General features: G+C 64.5%; 3 protein-coding genes. All 3 read right to left on the bottom strand.

Annotated features, from left to right (window positions below):
• Window positions 1–20: 20 nt before the first annotated feature.
• Complete coding sequence (gene tnpC, locus BLT73_RS16900) at window positions 21–1,586, bottom strand: IS66 family transposase (protein ID WP_090525758.1); 1,566 nt, start codon at window positions 1,584–1,586, stop codon at window positions 21–23.
• Between the two features lie 69 nt (window positions 1,587–1,655).
• Window positions 1,656–2,012, bottom strand: a complete 357-nt coding sequence (tnpB, locus tag BLT73_RS16895) for an IS66 family insertion sequence element accessory protein TnpB (RefSeq protein WP_218132573.1) — start codon at window positions 2,010–2,012, stop codon at window positions 1,656–1,658.
• A complete protein-coding gene (locus BLT73_RS16890) occupies window positions 2,009–2,425 on the bottom strand; it encodes a transposase (RefSeq protein ID WP_245727396.1) in 417 nt (138 codons plus the stop codon). The genes tnpB and BLT73_RS16890 overlap by 4 nt, the downstream gene beginning before the upstream one ends.
• Window positions 2,426–2,527: the final 102 nt, after the last annotated feature.

The following is a 2,527-nucleotide window of genomic DNA, read 5'->3' as shown; positions in this document are numbered from 1 at the left end:
GTAAGCGCGACGCCGGGGCCCTACGCGGCGAGGCTTGACGGCAGCCTGAAGCGCCATGGCATCAGGTCTTCGATGCCATTTTGTGGATGGCAGTCGAGGATGGCTTGGAGTGTGGCGTCGAGGTAGTCGACAGGGTTCACGCCGGACATCTTGCAGGTGGCGATCAACGAGGCGAGCATGGCCCAGTTCTCGGCGCCGACCTCGTTGCCTGCGAAGAGCGCGTTTTTCCGCGTCAGGGCGATCGGTCTGATTTGATTTTCGACGGGGTTGGTGTCCAACTCGAGGCTGCCGTCTTCGAGGAAGCGGATCAGGCCAGTCCAGTGCGCGAGGGTGTAGCGGATGTCTTCGGCCAGCTGGGACTTCTGCGGGATGCGCGAGAGCTGGGCTTCCAGCCAGGGCTTGAGTGCTGTGATGATCGGGCGTGCATGTTCGCGTCGGGTGAGCAGCCGCACTTCCGCATCCTTGCCCCGCACGGTCTTCTCGATCTGATACAGCAGCGCGATCTGGTGCAGCATCTCCTCTGCGATGGGGGAGCGGTCGCTCTCGAAGCGTTTCACGAAGCGGCGACGGACATGGGTCCAGCAATAGACCAGCTGCCACGGGCCGGTGTCGCGCGCGATCTCCGTCAGCGCGTTGTAGGACTGATAGGCGTCGCATTGCAGGAACCGGCCGCGGTATCCGGCAAGGAACTTCAGCGGATGCTCCTTCCCCCTCCCGGGGGCGTAATGGAAGAGCACGATGGGCGGATCGGCACCGCCATGGCCGCGATCATCGGACACGAAGGCCCAGAAGAAGCCGCTCTTGGTTGCCTTGCGGCCCGGATCCAGCACCGGCGCGCGGGTCTCGTCGACAAAAATACGGTCCGCGCCGCGCAGATGAGCCTTCATGTGATTGATAATCGGCATCAGGTGGAAACAGGCGCGCCCGACCCAGTTGCCGAGCGTGCCGCGGTCCAGATCTATCCCCTGCCGTTTGAAGATCTCCGCCTGGCGGTAAAATGGCAGGTGGTCACCGAACTTGGACACGATGATCGAGGCGATGAACAGTTCCGTGGGCAGCCCGCCGGGCACGACATGCTCGGGTGCGTGCGCCTGTGCCACGGCCTGCGAGCAGCGGCGGCAGGCATATTTGGGCCGCCGCGTGACCAGCACCCGGAACTGCGCAGGGATCACGTCGAGCCGTTCGGACATATCCTCGCCGATCTTCGCCATCTCGCCGCAGCCGCAGGGGCAGAGCGTGCTGGCAGGTTCGACTATCCGCTCGACCCGAGGCAGATGCGCCGGCAGATGCCCACGGTTTCGTTTCGGCTTGCGGGGCGTTTCCCCGCGCGCCCTTTGCATCGCAGCTTCAGCCTTCTCCTGTGCGGCCTCGAGCACTCCCTGGGCCAGTTCGGCATCTTCCAGAGGCAGGTTGAACTGGTCGGGCGACAGCTTCTCGGAGCGCTTGCCGAACTTCTCGCGCTGCGACGTGCGCAGGATGTCCTCCAGCCTACGGTTCGCCTCCTGCGACTCCGCAAGCGCCGCCTCCACCTCAGTCAGGCGGGCTTTCAGAAGGGCGTTTTCTCGGGCGAGAACGGCGGCATCCATGGTCCGAAGTGAATCATGAGACACCCGTTCTGGCCAGCAAAAACAGGAGTTTCCAGAGCCCCCAGGCAATCATCCCGCCACCAGCGGGCGCCGCGCGCGCTCCGGCCGGACCAGCCGCCAGTCCAGTCCTTCGAACAAGGCCGCCATCTGGGCGGAGGATATCCGCATCACCCCGTCCTGCACCTGTGGCCAGACGAACTTGCCGCCTTCCAGCCGCTTGTGGACAAGCACCATGCCGGACTGGTCCCAAACCAGAAGCTTGATCCGGTCCGCGCGTTTCGACCGGAACACGAAGACGGCGCCGCAGAACGGATCGAGCCCGAACATCTCCTGCACCGCCAGCGCCAGGCCATCAATACCCTTGCGGAAGTCCACCGGCCGTGTCGCCACGAAGACCTTCGCCGACCCGCCCTGGCCGAACATCATGATGCCGCGGCCCGCGCCGCGCGGATCGCCCGCGTCAGTTGCCTTTCGTCGGTATCGGCCCCCGCCCGGATCACGATATCACCCACGACAATCTCCAGATCGGATCCGGGACGCGCCTTCGCTGCATCCACCGCGCTGTCGTCGACAACCAGTTCCGCGAACATCGGAAGCGCCGCGACGCTCTCGGGCAGCACAAGGTTGCCTGTGCGTATCTGCTTGCGCCAGTCGTAGATTTGCCAGCGGGTGGTGCCGTGCTTGCGCGCGATATCGGCCACCTTCACACCCGGCATCATGCTCTCCGCCGCGATCCGCGCCCGCTCAGCCTTCGTCCGCAGTCGTCGCCCGCTGGGTCCCTCGATCACCTCGAGCCGGGAGACCCCAACACCCCTTAAGCCGTCCAAATGGACGCCCATTTTGCCGTCTCTTTCCAAAATCCAACACCTCCGCCGCACGTGTGCGTGCAGAATGCCCAGATCAAATCAGAAATGGCAGGAGGTGGTCGGCGTAGCGCTTAC

Origin of the sequence: Paracoccus isoporae (genome assembly GCF_900101865.1) — a bacterium.
Classification (GTDB): Bacteria; Pseudomonadota; Alphaproteobacteria; order Rhodobacterales; family Rhodobacteraceae; genus Paracoccus; species Paracoccus isoporae.
The sequence above is the reverse complement of the archived record's forward strand: the minus strand, read 5'-3'. Positions and strand labels throughout refer to the sequence as shown.

Excerpts from the sequence above, each read along its gene's own strand:
- tnpB (WP_218132573.1), bottom strand. The coding sequence starts at position 2,012 with ATGATGTTCGGCCAGGGCGGGTCGGCGAAGGTCTTCGTGGCGACACGG.
- BLT73_RS16890 (WP_245727396.1), bottom strand. The coding sequence starts at position 2,425 with ATGGGCGTCCATTTGGACGGCTTAAGGGGTGTTGGGGTCTCCCGGCTC.
- tnpC (WP_090525758.1), bottom strand. The coding sequence starts at position 1,586 with ATGGATGCCGCCGTTCTCGCCCGAGAAAACGCCCTTCTGAAAGCCCGC.